The sequence below is a fragment of the [Clostridium] innocuum genome (assembly GCA_012317185.1).
In the GTDB taxonomy this organism is placed as follows: domain Bacteria; phylum Bacillota_I; class Bacilli_A; order Erysipelotrichales; family Erysipelotrichaceae; genus Clostridium_AQ; species Clostridium_AQ innocuum.
Genome location: CP048838.1, coordinates 3791910 through 3807913, shown reverse-complemented (window position 1 = coordinate 3807913; position 16004 = coordinate 3791910). Strand labels below are relative to the sequence as shown.

The 16004-nt window shown below is 46.0% G+C and carries 18 protein-coding genes; 15 read left to right on the top strand and 3 right to left on the bottom strand.

Annotated features, from left to right (window positions below; genetic code table 11):
- Positions 1 to 119: 119 nt before the first annotated feature.
- Positions 120 to 1460, top strand: a complete 1341-nt coding sequence (locus G4D54_18650; GenBank protein ID QJA04300.1) for an HlyC/CorC family transporter — start codon at positions 120 to 122, stop codon at positions 1458 to 1460.
- Between the two features lie 200 nt (positions 1461 to 1660).
- On the opposite strand, the gene G4D54_18645 is transcribed toward G4D54_18650, so the two are convergent.
- A complete protein-coding gene (locus tag G4D54_18645; protein ID QJA04299.1) occupies positions 1661 to 2203 on the bottom strand; it encodes a CDP-alcohol phosphatidyltransferase family protein in 543 nt (180 codons plus the stop codon).
- A gap of 319 nt (positions 2204 to 2522) precedes the next feature.
- Here G4D54_18645 and G4D54_18640 point away from each other — a divergent pair, with 319 nt between their 5' ends.
- The gene (locus tag G4D54_18640; GenBank protein QJA04298.1) at positions 2523 to 2930 is read left to right on the top strand and encodes a hypothetical protein; all 408 of its coding nucleotides are present in this window, start codon (positions 2523 to 2525) and stop codon (positions 2928 to 2930) included.
- 3 nt (positions 2931 to 2933) lie between these two features.
- Complete coding sequence (locus G4D54_18635; protein QJA04297.1) at positions 2934 to 4292, top strand: hypothetical protein; 1359 nt, start codon at positions 2934 to 2936, stop codon at positions 4290 to 4292.
- Positions 4293 to 4513: 221 nt separating this feature from the next.
- Here the strand turns inward: G4D54_18635 and G4D54_18630 are convergent, their stop codons facing one another.
- Positions 4514 to 5398 carry a PHP domain-containing protein gene (locus tag G4D54_18630; GenBank protein ID QJA04296.1) on the bottom strand — a complete coding sequence of 295 codons (885 nt, stop codon included), beginning with the start codon at positions 5396 to 5398 and terminating at the stop codon, positions 4514 to 4516.
- Between the two features lie 210 nt (positions 5399 to 5608).
- Here G4D54_18630 and G4D54_18625 point away from each other — a divergent pair, with 210 nt between their 5' ends.
- The 8 genes from G4D54_18625 (at position 5609) to G4D54_18590 (ending at position 11521) form a co-directional block, all read left to right on the top strand.
- Positions 5609 to 6373, top strand: coding sequence for a DeoR/GlpR transcriptional regulator (locus G4D54_18625; GenBank protein QJA04295.1), 765 nt, complete (start codon positions 5609 to 5611; stop codon positions 6371 to 6373).
- A 4-nt stretch (positions 6374 to 6377) separates the two neighbouring features.
- Entirely contained in the window at positions 6378 to 7004 is a 627-nt protein-coding gene (hxlA, locus tag G4D54_18620; protein ID QJA04294.1) for a 3-hexulose-6-phosphate synthase, read from the top strand.
- A 13-nt stretch (positions 7005 to 7017) separates the two neighbouring features.
- A complete protein-coding gene (hxlB, locus tag G4D54_18615) occupies positions 7018 to 7578 on the top strand; it encodes a 6-phospho-3-hexuloisomerase (protein QJA04293.1) in 561 nt (186 codons plus the stop codon).
- A 176-nt stretch (positions 7579 to 7754) separates the two neighbouring features.
- The gene (locus G4D54_18610) at positions 7755 to 8909 is read left to right on the top strand and encodes an MFS transporter (protein QJA04292.1); all 1155 of its coding nucleotides are present in this window, start codon (positions 7755 to 7757) and stop codon (positions 8907 to 8909) included.
- Between the two features lie 84 nt (positions 8910 to 8993).
- Positions 8994 to 9527 (top strand): hypothetical protein, encoded by a 534-nt coding sequence (locus G4D54_18605; protein ID QJA04291.1) that lies wholly within the window; start codon positions 8994 to 8996, stop codon positions 9525 to 9527.
- Positions 9528 to 9548: 21 nt separating this feature from the next.
- Positions 9549 to 10370, top strand: a complete 822-nt coding sequence (locus tag G4D54_18600; GenBank protein QJA04290.1) for a Cof-type HAD-IIB family hydrolase — start codon at positions 9549 to 9551, stop codon at positions 10368 to 10370.
- Complete coding sequence (locus G4D54_18595) at positions 10351 to 11154, top strand: Cof-type HAD-IIB family hydrolase (protein ID QJA04289.1); 804 nt, start codon at positions 10351 to 10353, stop codon at positions 11152 to 11154. Before G4D54_18600 ends, G4D54_18595 begins: the two co-directional genes overlap by 20 nt.
- A gap of 40 nt (positions 11155 to 11194) precedes the next feature.
- Positions 11195 to 11521 carry a hypothetical protein gene (locus G4D54_18590; protein QJA04288.1) on the top strand — a complete coding sequence of 109 codons (327 nt, stop codon included), beginning with the start codon at positions 11195 to 11197 and terminating at the stop codon, positions 11519 to 11521.
- A gap of 129 nt (positions 11522 to 11650) precedes the next feature.
- On the opposite strand, the gene G4D54_18585 is transcribed toward G4D54_18590, so the two are convergent.
- Complete coding sequence (locus G4D54_18585) at positions 11651 to 12544, bottom strand: sugar phosphate isomerase/epimerase (protein QJA04287.1); 894 nt, start codon at positions 12542 to 12544, stop codon at positions 11651 to 11653.
- A 164-nt stretch (positions 12545 to 12708) separates the two neighbouring features.
- Between G4D54_18585 and G4D54_18580 the strand changes: the two genes are divergently transcribed.
- The 4 genes from G4D54_18580 (at position 12709) to G4D54_18565 (ending at position 16004) form a co-directional block, all read left to right on the top strand.
- Entirely contained in the window at positions 12709 to 13650 is a 942-nt protein-coding gene (locus tag G4D54_18580; GenBank protein ID QJA04286.1) for a mannose-6-phosphate isomerase, read from the top strand.
- Positions 13651 to 14146: 496 nt separating this feature from the next.
- A complete protein-coding gene (locus tag G4D54_18575; GenBank protein QJA04285.1) occupies positions 14147 to 14575 on the top strand; it encodes a PTS fructose transporter subunit IIA in 429 nt (142 codons plus the stop codon).
- A gap of 33 nt (positions 14576 to 14608) precedes the next feature.
- On the top strand, positions 14609 to 15100 hold the full coding sequence (locus G4D54_18570; protein QJA04284.1) for a PTS sugar transporter subunit IIB: 492 nt from the start codon (positions 14609 to 14611) through the stop codon (positions 15098 to 15100).
- A 64-nt stretch (positions 15101 to 15164) separates the two neighbouring features.
- Positions 15165 to 16004: a PTS sugar transporter subunit IIC gene (locus G4D54_18565; GenBank protein ID QJA04283.1), complete on the top strand. Its 840-nt coding sequence runs from the start codon at positions 15165 to 15167 to the stop codon at positions 16002 to 16004.

Sequence of the window (16004 nt, the reverse complement as noted above, 5' to 3'; positions counted from 1 at the left end):
CAGGTATTCCGGATTTATAAAAAATTTACAATTCCATCTGGTGCTGGCTCTTTACATATGCCACAACCTCTGATACAATAGCAATCAAATTCATAACAGAAAAGGAGAGATATTATTTTATGGACGCAGACCCCGCGCAATCTTCCATTACACTGCAGCTGCTGCTGATTGTCATACTGACACTGATCAACGCCTATTTCGCGGCGAGTGAAATGGCCATCGTATCCGTTAACAAAAACAGGATTCATCGCAAGGTGGAGGAGGGAAACCGCAAGGCAATGCTTGTGGAAAAGCTTCTTCAGGAGCCTACCAGCTTCTTATCCACCATTCAGGTGGCAATCACTCTTGCCGGCTTCTTCAACTCCGCCAGTGCCGCAACCGGTATATCCGTACGCCTTGGTGCTGTTCTGGAGGCCTGGGCCATCCCTTATGGAGAAACGATCTCCATGGTGGTGGTTACCATCCTGTTATCCTTCGTGACATTGATTTTCGGAGAGCTTGTTCCCAAGCGGATCGCTCTGCAGAATGCGGAAGCCTATTCCATGTTCTGCGCAAAGCCGATTCTCATTATTTCAAAAATCGCATCGCCCTTCATCAAAATTTTATCCTGGTCAACACGGTTTGTACTCCGTCTGTTCGGCATGAAGGATGAAAATGTTGAAGAATCTCTTTCCCGTGAGGAAATTCGTTCCATGGTGGAAAGCGGGCAGGAGAGCGGTGTCTTCGATGAGGATGAAGCTGATATGATCGACAGCGTATTCGCCTTCGACGATATTCTGGCAGAAGAGGTGATGACTCCGAGACCGGATGTATTCTGTATCGATATTGATGATCCTCAGAGTGAATATCTGGATGAGCTGATGGAAATGCGCTACAGCCGTATTCCGGTTTACCGGGATTCCATCGACAATATCATCGGCATCCTGAACATCAAGGATTTTGTAGTCGAGGCAAGGAAAAACGGTTTCGAGCACGTGGATATATCGCGCATTCTGCGCAAGCCGTTCTTTGTGCTGGAAAGCAAAAACATTGACGATCTGTTTCGGGAGATGCAGAGCAAGCATCAGCATATCGCCATTTTGATTGATGAATATGGAGGCTTCAGCGGTATCGTAACCATGGAGGACCTTGTTGAGGAAATTATGGGAGATATCGAGGATGAGTACGATGAGGATGATGAACCGCAGATTGAAAAGCTTGATGAGCATACGTACGTGCTGGACGGCAGCATGCCGATAGATGATATCAATGAAGAGCTTGGACTGCAGCTTGAAAATGACAATCATGAAACCATATCCGGATTTCTGCTGGATCTGATAGGACAGATACCAGAGGACGGAGAGGAACGTGAGGTTATCTGGAACAATATCAAATTCCAGGTAAAGGAAGTAAAGTACAAGCGAATCCATAAAGTACAGCTGGTTCTTATGCAGGAAGAAGGAAACAGCAAGGAAGTATAAATAGCGGATTCTCTGCCGATTAGGGTGGGGAATCCGTTTTTCATAGACACTGAACAGCGTGCGCAGGCATTGAGAATCTGCAGAAAAAAAGCCTGTATTCGTACAGGCAGATCCTTTCGGATGAGACAGGAAGGGAATGCTTTATGGCTTCAAACCTTCTTCTTACCAGATAATCTGAGTTGGAGCTGCATATCGGCTTCCTATTTTTTTAATAATGATTTCGTATTGATATCATACGTGTTACGTGACAGAATCAGCAGCATTTCCTCAAAGGTAGCTAAGTAGGAACAGGCGATTACCAGTGCAACCGGAATTAGCGGTAGACTTTTGGTTACCACGCAAAGCGGAACGAGCAGAAACAACAGCAACCCGGTCAGCTTATTGCCTATGGTGTGCATACTCGCCCAGATATGATGCTTCCATCTTGTCAGCAGCAGCGCCGCAAGCTTCAGTACGAAGACACACAGCACCAGCATGGAAATCAGATTCATGATTTTCAAATTCATCTGAAAGAAAACGATGTATAGTGAAATGCAGTAGAATGCCAGATCACCGATAGAATCAAGACGGGCACCCAGCTCACTCTGCACATGCAGGGACCTGGCGAGCCCTCCGTCCAGGACATCGCTGATTCCTATGATGAGATAGACAATCAGAAACAAGGTTGTATTCTTTGTCAGAGCCAGCAGCAGAAATGACAGTATGATCCTGACTGCGGACAGTATATTCGGTATTTGCTTCATAATGTTTCGCACCTTCCCAACAGCATGTACATTATATCATATTCAATTGTATTCCACTATCACAAAAATGTAAGGCTTTATGTAATCATTCGAATGCGGCTTTAATTTCACCCGTATGTGAGAAGCTACAGACTTGGAAGAAGGGAATTTGATGGGCTGTATTTGATAGCAAGGGGACGACATGAAAAAAGCATACCAAATCGTATGCTTTCTCAGTTTTTCTGTCTATATCATAACACAAATGGACCGTTTTTTCCAGTCTTGTATGCAAACAGTGTCCGTGATATATCTATTAGACACGGATAAGGAGGTATGCATAATGAGTTGGCAGAACATACTGGAGGTATTACAGGAAGGGGAAAGCGGTCTCAGAAGGGAGCTTGCCTGCATCGGACTAGAGCTGCGTAAGGAGCAGATGCAGGAATTGTATCAGACACAGCAGCAGGCATTGCGACGGTATCGATGGGTGGAAACAAAAGAGGACCGTCTGTTCGACATACTGGGGCCGTTTTTAAAATCTCCCTACATGGCACTTCCAACATATATGCTGCACTTAAAGCAGTCGATCTGGCTGTATTACCATGTACGCAGTCATATAAGCTGGCAGGTATCGGATGAGGCGCTGTGTGAGATACTGTATGAAGAGTATCTTCTTTATCACGGTGAAATCAACCGGCAGCTCGCTTTGCGTATTTTACAGCGAGTGAAAAGGTCACAGGAGGAATAGCATATGGGATATACCGTTGGAAAACAGCGTGTTTGCAATTCGCTGTATGTCTTGCTGCAGCATGCACAGGAGGCAGGGGAAATCACAAAAAAGCGTAGGGAATATCTGTTAAAGCAGTGCGAACATATGGCGCAGGAGCTTGTCCTTTTGCTCAACCATAAGCAGAGCACCTCTTTGAGCATGGCGGATCATAAACGTATTTTAAACACCATCAGCTATGTGGTTTTACAGGGACTGGAGAAGATGGAAGAACGGTCTTTGCAGGAACTGGAAATAGATGCATGCTTTGAACGCGGTCTGCTTGTTTTACAGGATAAGGAGCAGCAGACAAGAAACCTGTTGAATCAGCTGCGCAGAAACCGTCTGCCGTTTTGCAATGAGCGCTACAACAGTGTGATGGATGAACAGATACCGCACTATCTCGGGCAGTTGAGCACCTATGAGGGGATTTTATACTACAGTCACACCACAGAGGATCTGGACTATCCGCTGGTGGATGGGATTCCTCTGTTTCATGATATGTATCACCTCGATGGGATGGATCTTGTCCTGTATTATATGGAACGCTTTGCACTGGAGCATACCTTTTGCGAATACTTTCGTGAAGAGCTGCCGGAATTTCTCCGACGCTATGAACAGCAAAAGGGAGTGACTGTGGAATATTTAGGCTTGAATCTTTGTGAGCTGCTCTGGTATCAGTGCTTTGCATCCCTCATGCTGTTTCAGAAGCCCTCACTTTTGCTGGCAGAACAGGATGTAAAGCGTCTGCGGGCGCTGCTGAGGCATTGTTCACTGAAGGAGGCTGTTCAGAAGGTCAATCATGCAATCGCTGCCAGCATGGGGAAAAGCGTGGCAGACTATCTCACACTGTTTGAAGAACAGCTGCAGGCGCAGCTACAGGTCTTTGTCCGGGATGCTTATGCCCTGCTTGTGTATGAGGAAGCAGTAGATGACCGTTTTGTCATCGACCTGACACAGGGAGAAGATGAGGAAACGTTTCTGACGCTGCTGGAGGAGGTGGAGAAATATGCCTGCCTGCAGGACAAAATTCAGCATTTGCGCTCCCAGAAGATCAGTGCCTATGACCTGATCGATCTGTTGGAAAATGCTGTTTTCATGAATGAGGAGTACGATGCGTATTATGAACAGCTGTCGCTGGAGGAAATCGCTGTACTGTTAAAGCTGTTACATCCTGCAGGTGGTAATTTTCATGAGGCATGGAAGCTGGATGATGCCGATTTGAGGGAGATTGAGCAGGAGCAGGAATGGCAGTACCGGTTTATCAATCATATCCGTCAGCGGTCACAAAAGGAGCGTGAAAAGCTGTGTGAGCTGTTAAATAAATTAAGGATACGCAGCTGAAGGAAGCCGTAGACTCTGCTTCGGCCTCCCATAGAATGAAGCTGCTGTTTGAAAAGCATTACGGTTTTGGCAGAGGTTTCGCCGAATAAGGAAACCGTCGCAGTTTTACCTTGCATGGCGGGAAGACGCCTTTTCATTTCATTTTTGCATATGAAAAAGCCGATGTCTACAGGATAGCTTCGCATTCCTGTGCGCATTGGCTTTTTTTCATATATGCTCTTTTATTTTGCCAGCCGCTTTAAAAAAGCCTGCAGGATGTCCTCACCGTCATCCTTCTCATAGCCGTATTCTCCCATTCGAATTTTCGGCTTCATCTTCCCATGAAAATCACTGCCGCAGGTCATCAGGACACCATGCCGGCGGCAATAGGTATCATAATAGCGGTTATGCTTTGCTTCATGATAATTGCTGTAGGCCTCGATTCCATCGATTCCCTCATCCAGTGCTTTTTGCAGACGTTCCTCCTTTTGATAGAAGTTCAGCCATGGATGTGCCAGTACGGCAATACCCCCGGCATCGTGAATGCGCTGTACGGTGTCCTTCAGGGATGGATATTCCACACGGACATAGCAGGGCTTTCCGGCACTGCACATATCCCAGTAGAAATTCACCGGCTGAGGCTCACAGCGTCTGCCTCCGGGCTGATAATCCGCAAACTCTTTCTTATCCTTATACTGTTCCATGATATGGTGCACAATTGCAGGAAACGGATTTTTACCTGCATATCGCTTTAAAAGCGCAGCGGGATCGATATCCAGGTCGAAGACCTCTCTGATTTTTTCTACACGCTTTATCTGCACGGCTTGTTTTCGTTCACTCAAAGAATCGAAAAGGCTTTGAAAATAAGGCTGCTCATAGTCGATACCGTAGCCGAGCACGTGTACCTCCAGCTCCTCAAACAGCGTATCAAATTCCATAGCGGGAATTACGCGGATGCCCTTTGCCTCTCCCAGACGAACCATATCCGCAATTCCTTTCGGCGTGTTGTGATCACTCAGTGCAATCGTTGTTAAATGGGCTGCATCAGCCATATGAATCAGCTCCTGTGGTGTAAATTCACCATCGTTGCTGTAACAGGAATGCATATGTAAGTCAAAAGAATTCATGCGATTTCCTCCTTTAAACCAAGAGTATTATAGCACAGTCAACAAAAAAGAATATGTTTCAAATACCTAAAACCAAAACTTTGCGATTTTTCGCAGTATTTCGTCTTAAAACCAATTTTTTATGCTTCTTTTTTTGGAAAACTGCGAAATCAGATTGACGATAGGCAAAGAAAAACGTACACTAACCATGTGCAAAGGTGGTGAAGCGACATGTCGAAAGCAAGTGAAGCCAGACGGAATGCGCTGTATCAGAGAGTTCTGGGAGAAGGCAGAGTGCGGGTTGGAGAGCTGGCCCGGCAGCTGGATGTGACAACGGAAACGATACGTAAGGATCTCAAGGTGCTGGAGGAACGCGGCGTGCTGACGAAAAAGCATGGGAGCGCTGTCGTTCGCAATGCCTATTATCAGCTGCCCTTTGATGTCAAGCTGCAGGAGCATACGCTGGAAAAACAGCTGATTGCGCGTAAGGCACTGGAATTTATTGAGGATGATGCCATTGTCTACATGGATCCAGGCAGCACCTGTCTGCAGCTGGCGAAGCTGCTGCGTCTGAAGAAGAACATCACGGTACTGACCAATTCCCTGCCGATTGCGGATATCATCTGTGACAGCGGGCTGGATCTGATTATGACCGGGGGAAAGCTTCAGAAAAAAGGACGTGCGCTTGTCGGATATTACGCCACCAATGTCATTGATACGGTTCGTATTGACATTGCGTTTATGGGATGCGACGGCTTTATGGATATGGATGGTCCGATGACCTTTTCCATGGAGCATGCGGAGGTAAACCGTCATATTCTGGCGCATTCCAGAAAGAACATCCTGCTTTGTGATTCCAGTAAATTCACAAAGACAGCCACCTATCAGTTCGCCAAGTTTTCAGACTATGATGTCATGATTACCAACGAGCTGCAGGAAGGACAGCAGGACTGCGTGAGTGAGGTCAAACAACTGATTATGGTAAAGGAGAACTAGGATTATGAAATTACAGCTGGCATTGGATACACTGACACTGGAGGAATGCATGACCCTGCTGCAGGAAACAAGAGGCAGCGTTGATATTGCAGAGGTGGGAACACCGTTTATCATCGAGGAGGGCATGCGTCCGGTAAGAGAGTTTAAACAGCATTTCCCGGAAATCGAAATTCTGGCGGATGCGAAAATTATGGATGCAGGAGAACTGGAAGCGGAAACAGCATTTAAAGCCGGAGCGGATATCGTTACCGTTTTGGGAGCGAGCAACGATGAAACCATTCTGGGCGCTGTGAAGGCCGCAAAGAAATACAATGGAAAAATCATGATCGACATGATCGCGGTAAAGGATTTGGAAGCTAGAGCAAAGGAAATCGACGCCATGGGTGTGGATTATATATGTGTGCATACGGCATTTGATGTACAGCAGACCGGAAAGAATCCGCTGGATGAGCTGATGATCGTCAACCGTGTTATCACACATGCGAAATCTGCCGTTGCCGGCGGGGTGAAGCTTGCGACCATTGATGCGATTGCATCCGAGGGGGCTGCGGTTGTCGTTGTCGGCGGTGCCATCTGCAATGCAAAGGATCGTGCAGCTGCCGCAAAAGAAATGAAGCAGCATCTGAAATAGGAGGAAGCAGGGAATGAACAATAAGGAATATGCAGGGATCGTTCTGCAGGAGCTTACACACACACTGAGCTCCATTGATGAGGTACAGGCGGAGAAATTCGTTCAGCTGATTGATGAGGCAGACGAGGTGTTCTGTGCGGGTGCAGGAAGAAGCGGCTTTCAGGTGAAGGGCTTTGCCATGCGCCTGATGCATATGGGTGTGGCGTCCTATGTCGTTGGGGAAACATGTACACCGAATATCAAGGAAGGCGGCGTACTGGTGGTGTGCAGCGGAAGCGGAGAAACAAAATCGCTTGTCAACCATGCCGCAAAAGCAAAGGAAATGGGAGCACGGGTAGCACTCATCACCATCAATCCTAATTCCAGCATCGCCAATATGGCGGATGTCGTCATTGAAATCAGCGCACCTTCACCGAAAAGTGCGAAGCAGGGGGACATCAAATCCATTCAGCCGATGGGATCTCTGTTTGAACAAAGCGAGGGAATCTTCATGGATATCGCTGTTATGATGCTGATGGAGCGCAGAGGCAAGGATTCCGATACGATGTTCGGAAGACACGCCAATATGGAATAATATAATCATTGAACCATGAAAGCCTGTACAGGGAACTGACCATTCCTGAGCGCTTGGGCTGTCGTCCGCCGCAAAGCACAGGTACAGGATAAGAAAATATCTGATGGGAAAACGCCATCAATGCGGGCTGGCGGATGCAAATTCGCCGGTCCTTTTCTATAAAAGGGAGAATAACTATGCGAAGTCAAAAGAAAAACGTGGCCATGCTGTGCCTGTTCTACTTTCTGTCCTATGTCGCTTTTGTATTGCCTTACGGCTATATGCAGACCTTTCTGGAATATGTCGGCTATGATGTTGTGGAGCGCGGCATCATACTGTCCGGTACGGCTGTTGTAGCTATCATCACGCAGTTTTTTATCGGTTATCTATGCGATAAGTATAAAACGGATAAGAAGTTCTTTAACCTCTGTCTGATCATATTTGTCCTTTCCACGCTGGTGATGTATCAGGTGACACAGCGCAATTTCTTTCTGCATCTGATTTTTATATCCCTGGTTGGCGGTATGTTTCGTACCACGCTGGCGGTGCAGGATACCTGGACATTGGAAACGAGTGAAACCTGCCGCAATAATTTTGGTCCGATACGTGCATTCGGTGCGATTGGCTGGATGATCGGCAGTCCGATCGGTGCTCTGGTTGTCGAGCATTACGGCTATCCCGCACTGGGCTATGTGTTTGCGGGTCTTGCGGTTTTAAACATCCTTTTAACGATGTTCATGCAGGATGCGGTTAAGGTGGAAAAAAGCGGCGGGATTCATGCCTCGGATTTAAAGGAGCTGCTGCTGGATAAAAAATATGTTGTCGTTGTTCTGATTTTCCTGTTTATCAACGTGATTGCGACTGCGGATATCTACACGACGGTGGATAAAATGATGGCACTGGGCGCGAAGGAGGGCATGGTCGGTGCCAGATGGAGTATCCAGGCATTTACCGAGCTGCCGCTGTTTTTTGCAGGAACGTGGCTGTTGAAGAAATTCGGTGATTATAAGCTGATGATGTTTGGTACCTTTATGTATATCATCCGCTTTCTGGGCTATGCCGTTGTACAGAGTCCGGAAATGATGATCGTGGTCACGCTGATGCAGTGCATCACCTATCCGCTGATCATGATCACCAGCAAAACACTGGTGGACGATACAACACCGATTCATCTGCGAAGCAGCGGGCAGACGATCGCCTCCGCCTTTTATGTGGGACTTTCTCTGCTGGTCACCCCGGTGATAGCCGGAGCGATGGTATCCTCCCTGGGGGCCGATTTAACACTGGCGCTGATCGGCCTGAGCGGATTTGTACCGCTGGGACTTGGTATATTATACAAACGTCTGGATTAACAAATGTAACCGGTTATCACCTGCTCCTTAATTTCTGTGAGAAAATAGTGTATAATACGAATTAGAAATGTGAGGAGAGTTCGTATGAGTAAATTTGATACAATGGATTATATTATCTGTGCAGCAGTTCTGTGCTACGGTATTTATCTGACCGTACAGAATGTGCGCCTGTTTCTTGCCAATGAGAAGGTGAGAAAGGAATATCTGAATAAGCATAAGGACGGCTATACCATGGTAAATCAGTATCTGCCGTATATGATTTTTTTCCTGGGCTTTTCTGTGATTGGCATCATCGGTATCTTTGTGATGGAAAAGAATACGAAGGATGAGCTGTATGTCTGCTTTGCGCTTGCATTGATGGCGATTATCAGTGCGGGTATGGCACTTGACTCCATCGTGAAGCGGCGGGCAATCGTGGATGATGACGGCTTTGTATATGAAAAAGCGCATTATCGCTTTCGCTCCATTCTGTCGATGGATCCCATGAAATCCATTATCAAGAATATCGATATTCTGACAACGGAGCGCCAGCACGTAGTGGTATCCAAAAAGATGGGTGTCTATCTGCATGAGTGCTTTCTGGCGTGGAAGAAACGCAAGAAAAATAAAAATAAATAAAGAAATCTGGAGGAGGAAGCTATGATTAAACTAGCGGTATTTGATGTTGACGGAACTCTGGTAACGAAAGGGAACCGCAGGGTTCCTGCATCGTGTGTCCATGCTCTGAATGAGCTTTCAAGGAAGGGAGTGAAGTTGGCAATCGCCAGTGGCAGACCTCCTTTTGCTATGGAGCAGAGTCTGCTGGAGCAGGTGAGCTTTGATTACTTCGTCTGCAGCAACGGTGCATTTGTGCGCAATGCACAGCATGAGGTGCTCTATCATTACAGCTTTACCATGGAGGAAACACGAAGCCTGATCCATGCCTTTAAAAAGACGGATAATGCATTGATGTTTCAGTGTCAGGATGCGGCACACTGCTATCACGGCTATAAGCGGATTGCCAATATGCTGCAGAATTTTCTGGGACGACTGGATATTCTGGTGGATGAGCGGGAATCCGAGGGCTATCTGCAGGATACCATGCCCCTGGCAGCTGTCGCTAAAATAGAGGATGCTGATCTGGAAATGATGAAACAGCGCTTCCCGCAGTTTTTGTTTACACCGTTTGATACCTGCTTTTACGATATCAACGGTGCCCATGACAAGGCAACGGGCGTATCGCATATATGTGAAGCGATGGGCTGGAGCATGCAGGATGTGATCAGCTTCGGGGATGATTACAACGATCTGGAAATGATAAAAGCATGTGGCATCGGCGTTGCGATGGGGGATGCCAGAGAGGCTGTGAAGGAAGCAGCGGATTATGTGAGCGGGCTGTGCAGCAGAAACGGAATTGCACAGGCACTTTTACATTATGGATTGATTGACAGGGTGTGTGATGATGAAGCTGTTTCTGAGTGATCTGGATGGAACGCTGATCGATGTACATGGCAACATACAACAGCAGGATGTGCAGGCGATTCATACGCTGGCAGAGCGCGGCATTGCTTTTGGTATTGTAACCGGGCGGGATTACGGCTTCTGTCAGAAGCTGATCAGCCGTTATAGACTTGCTGCGGATATGATTATCGGAAATAACGGTGGATCTATCTGGATTCATGATGAGAAGGTCATGGAGGAGCACATTGAAGCCGGGGATGCAGTACGCATTATGGAGTTTTTAAAGGATCATGTGGATGAGATCAATCCCTTTGTCTGCAATGAGCAAAGCACCTTCTTCTTTATGAGGGAGCAGTATGCACCGGAGCACTGGAACGAGGTAAGAGAGCAGCTTGCCTACCTCGGTGATATTGCTGATCGGGATCTGTTGCGATATTTGAAGGAGAAGCAGGAGCCGGTGGTGAAAATCAGTATCCATACGTATACACAGGAACGCCGGGATACCTGGCTGCCGATTCTGCGCAGGCAATTTCAGGATGCCTATGAAATCCTGCCGACATCCTTTGATTACATTGAAATCACCCGTAAGGGAATCGATAAGGGAAAATCCTTTTTACAGGCACTGGAGTATTGGAAGCTGTCACAGGAGGAGGTCGCATTCATCGGGGATGGTGCCAACGATATTCCACTGTTTCATGAGGTGGAAGCCAGCTTCTGTATGGCTTCGGCAGCACAGGAAGTGCGCAGGGAAGCTGCACATGTTGTAAAAAGTGTTGCAGAAGCTGTGACTTTTGTTATAGAATAGAGTACAAACAACATAGTAAATAACTTAAAGGAGTGTTTTTATGGCTAAGAAAAAAACAACAACAGGACAGACATCGGCGAGGATGGTTATGGATGTTCTGAAAAAGCATTACGCGTTCACACCGGATACGGCTGTTGGATACGATGCATTTAAAAATCTTCGACTGTCCACCTCGGTGATTGCATACACCATCGCCAATCTGATGGAAACCGATGTCATTATGAAAACCGATGATGACCGGTATTATTTCGTAGAGAAAAACTGGAACAAGGTCGTGCATAAGGTGAATTTCGCCTATGTCATTCTGCTGGGACTTCCTATCATAATCCTGCTTATTTTCTTAGGCATTCAGATGCTGATGAGTTGATGATAAAAGAAACCCGCTTCTGAAAAGGGCGGGTTTTATCTGTGCTTTTGTATACTTAAATTTTCTTATAAAAAAACCTGTTCCTCAAGGCAGCTTGCTCTGCGTAAGGAAAACAGGTTTTTTTAGGCATCAGGTATTATCGGACAATGTAACCCAGTCCTGCATGCGTTTCATACTCTCGAGTGTTTCATTATAATCAGTCTCTGCTTCCAGCGATACGGCATTCTCATATCCGTATTTTCGCAGATTGGAAAAAATCATCATGAAGTCGATATCTCCCATGTCGAAGGCAACATGCTGAAACGGCTTTTCCAGTGCGGCATTGTATGCATAATCCTTAATATGGATGTGATCGATCCAAGGATAGATATAATGCAGCTCCTCCTCGAGTGAAAAGGTCAGATACTCCGCAGGGACATTTTCCTTATAGGCACGGTAGCTGTTTGCCGGATCCCATAGCAGCTTGAGATAGTCACTTTTTATGGCCTTCACGATCTGAATGCTCATATGGCCCTTAGGAAGGTGGGAATACGGACAGTTTTCCAGCACCAGCGTCACATGCTCCTCCTCCGCAATCTGCACAGCCTGTCGGACATTTTTCATAATCAGAGCGATATGCTCCTGTGTGCCATAGGCAGGCGGCCGGTTATCCGGAAAGCGGAAAGGAAAGATGCGTACCCTTGGACAGTTCAGCTTTTTAGCAATGCGGCATGCATTTTTCAAATAGCGAAGATGTGTAGGGACATCCCCTTCAATCGCATGAAATGCCGGATTAAACAGACTTACTTTATCGTTCTCCATCAGCGGACACAGAAAGAAGACGGTACTGGCGATACAGGAAACCTTGAGTTCGTAGGTATTCAGCAAGGTGCGAATGGTGTTGATTTCCTTCAGGCTGCATTCTTCAATACTTTTTCCAAACACATTATGCAGCTCCACGTGCGTATAACCATAAAGCCTGGCTATGCGTAAGGCGGTTTCCAGATCCTCATCGATCTGGTCAGTAATTACAGATGCGTACATAAGCTCACCCCTCTGCAATTATTATAACAATATAACAATATACTTGCAATCGGTTTCAAATAAAATCTTAAAAATATGTTATAATGTAATTACAATGAGTTGCTTTTCGGCTGGTTCCATTGTATAATCAGTTTGAAAAAGGAAGAAGGAAAGAGGTAGATAGTATGTATCCTATGAAGCTGAAGCCTGTATATGATAAGACCATATGGGCAAACGACCGTCTGACAACCATGCGCGGTATGGAAGAAAAAGGGCTGGGCACCTGCTGGGAGATCAGTGCCCATCCGCATGCAAAAAACGTTATACTGAATGGAGAATATGCAGGGAAAACGCTGGATGAGCTGATTCAGGCGGATCCGCAATCCATACTGGGAGAAAAACAGCTGCATCAGATGCTTCGCCTTGCATATCTGGATGCCAGAGAGGATTTATCCATTCAGGTACATCCGTATGACGAATATGCAAGAGCGCATGAAAACGATGAAGGGAAAACAGAATCCTGGTATATTCTGGAAGCAGATAAGGGAGCTACGCTGGTGGCCGGAACGACTGCGTCGGATGCAGCGGTGATCAAAGCAGCTGTCGAAAATGATCAGGTCGAGGATTATGTGCGCAAGGTCGAGGTGGAGGCCGGTGATTTCGTATGCATTGATGCCGGTATGCTGCATGCACTGGGAAAAGGCATTCTCGCACTCGAGATTGGACAGAATTCCAATACGACCTATCGGTTTTATGATTATCATCGTCAGGATGCGAATGGCAGGGAGCGAGAGCTGCATATCGATAAAAGCTTTGATGTCGCAGATTTCGGACTGCACTGTAATAAAGTGGCATCACCTTTTACGGATGCGGATACCACACAGGAGAAGCTGCTGGTTGACCGGAGGGAATTCAGTGTGCGCCTGGTGGATGTTGCGGGAAACTACGTGCTGCCGCAGGATGAAAAGCGCTTTTACTGTCTGAGCAATGTTTCCGCAGACTGTGTCCTTCGCTATCAGGGAGAAGAGCTTCCATTTGCATTTACTGAGAATATTTTCGTACCGGCGGGCTGTGCGGACATTGAAATCTGTGGGAAGGCACGTATTCTGGTAAGTTTTGTAAGATAAATTTTTCACACAATATTCACATAAAAACGTGTATACTGCTAAAAATAGCTGTAAATATGCGTTTTTTTCTATTTCAGATAGGACATTTTGGTTAAAATGTGTGATTACATTTGTAATTATGTGAGAAAAATTTATCAAAACAGTTGAAATTACGAGGAACGTGGTGTAAGATTACAATGTAAATAGCGGAGGTAAGCGATTACATTTCAACGAAAGCTGGTCACTTCGAAATGTGAAAGCTGCCATAACACAGACAGAGCTGGTATGGTCTGGTGTTTCAAAACGTATACTTAACAGTACAGATAATAATCGTGGAAAATCATCTGTTTTTTTATGCTTTTGCATAGAAAACAGGGATTTTTCAGCATGTCTCATAAGGTATAGGTAAATGCATAAGGCAGGTAAGAAAAAGGATTTGGTAGGGAAGCCAAAATATTTTTTTGGCCTTTCACACCGTAGTTTTGTTCTGTGTCCGTGAAAAAAAGGAGGACGACAAATGAAATACGTGATTATGGTAAGTCATGGTGAATTTGCACCGGGATTGCATTCCGCTGTCAAAATGATGACAGGGGAACGTGACGATGTCCTGAGTACAAGTCTGAAGGCAGATATGAGTGCTGATGAATTTGCAGCTAACTTCAGAACACTGGTTGAGCCGCTGAATGCAGACGACAGTGTTATTCTGCTGGCAGACATTCTGAGTGGATCTCCATTCACCAACGCACTGGCTGTTCTTGATGAAAAAGGCCTGATGCCAAACACATTAGTGATTGCAGGTATGAATATGCCGCTGGCAATCACCGCCGTATTGATGAAAGATAATTTTGACGATGCAGAGCTGTTGAAAGAAACACTGCTGAGCGAGGGTCATGCCGGTCTTACTGAATTCAAGGTAGAGAGCGATGACGCGGAAGACGATATTTAAACATCGGAATTTAATCTAAGGAGGACATAAATCATGATTAGTTTTGTACGAGTTGACGATCGTATCATTCACGGTCAGATCATCACACGCTGGTCCAAGGAATATCCTTGTGACGGTATTATCGCAGTAAACGACAAGGCTGCTACCACACCTGTTCTGAAACAGTCATTCGTAGCATCCACAGACAAAAAAGTATTTGTATGGACAAAGGAACACTTCCTTGAGAAGGCACAGACGGTGCTTGACAGCAACAAGCGATACTTCCTGATTACGAAGAATCCGGTTGACATGAAAGAGCTGCTGGTTGACAACAAGTTTGTACCAAGTGATGTAAAACGTGTTGTTATCGGACCTTGCAACGACCGTCCGGGCGCTACCAAGCTGGGACAGAACCAGTCCATCACACAGGAAGAAGCAGAAGCATGCGAAGCGATGACAAACGCTGGTTACGATGTATTCTTTGCATTGCTGGAAGAAACTGCTATCGGTTCCTGGCCAAAATTCAGATCTAAATTCGGATACTAATAAATTGGGAGATTTGTGTTCGAATTAGATTAGATAAATTCAAAAAGGAAAAGGAGATGAATTTATGATTTCTTGGGTACAGGCTGCTTTACTCGGTCTTATGAGTTGTTGTGCGGCCTCCACAATTGCATGTTTAGGTACTACAGTTGGTAACTACACATTGAACAGACCATTGATCGCATCCGTATTTGTAGGGTTGATCCTTGGTGACGTTAAGGGATGTATTCAGATTGCAATCCCTATGCAGATTATTTATATCGCGCTGGTAACTCCAGGTGGTACCGTAGCAGCGGATTTACGTGCCGTTTCTTACATTGGTATCCCTCTGGCTTGGGCTCTTGCAAAATCTCAGGGTCTTGACCTTGGTGGTTCTGAAGCAAGCGGTCTTGCAGGTGCTTTAGGTGCTATGGTTGGTACTGTAGGTACTGTACAGTTCTACGGAACTGCGATGATGAACCTTGTTTGGCAGCACATTGGATGGGCTCGTCTGGACAAGAAAGATTTCAGTATTGTCGGTAAGGTTGAAGTTATTTTCCCTCTTATCTCTCACTTACTGATTTCCTTCATCCCAGTTATGCTGATTGTTTATTATGGTGCAGATGCTGTTGACCAGTTCAAGGAAGCACTGCCTATGGGTTCCTGGTATATGAAATCCCTGTTTACATTAGGTAGCTTGCTGCCTGCAGTCGGAATCGCAATCCTGCTGAAATCCGTTGTAAACAAGGCAACTGACCTGATCTTCTTCTTATTTGGTTTCACACTGGCAGGTTCTATGCACCTGACGCTGATTGCTGCAACTGCAGTTGGTGCTGTATTTGCATTGATTAACTATCAGATGACAATGATTAGAAACAGAGCTGCAGCAGGTCCTGCAGGAATTGACGATGATGAGGAGGACATTTAA